The sequence below is a fragment of the Vibrio sp. OPT46 genome, assembly GCF_015163535.1.
Classification (GTDB): domain Bacteria; phylum Pseudomonadota; class Gammaproteobacteria; order Enterobacterales; family Vibrionaceae; genus Vibrio; species Vibrio alginolyticus.
Map to the genome: position 1 here is coordinate 1 of NZ_JADDYG010000314.1, position 332 is coordinate 332.

Annotated in this window: 1 protein-coding gene; it reads right to left on the reverse strand. The window is 41.0% G+C overall.

Translation table 11 applies throughout. The features are described 5' to 3' along the window. Positions 1-6: 6 nt before the first annotated feature. Positions 7-332: integrase core domain-containing protein (locus IQR33_RS15245; RefSeq protein WP_193843805.1), on the reverse strand; the 326-nt coding region annotated here is incomplete at its 5' end.

The following is a 332-nucleotide window of genomic DNA, read 5'->3' on the forward strand; positions in this document are numbered from 1 at the left end:
TTTTAACTAAAACGCTCGATGTACTTCATCGGGCGTTTTGTATTTTAAAGCCGTATGAGGCCTCATTTGATTATAGATATCTACGGACTCTGCTACCATCGTCCTTGCTTCTTTCAGATCTTTCGGTTTCTTCAGCAAGAGCTCCATTTTGAGTATCCCATTTACACGCTCAGCTAAAGCATTCTGATAACAGTCATTCCCGTCTGTCATTGAGCAAGTCACTCTATGTTTCTTATGGATATCTTGATATTCCTTCGAACAGTATTGTGAGCCTCTATCTGAGTGGTGTATTAGCTTTTCTTCACTCTGCCGTTGCCTGAGAGCTGAGATAA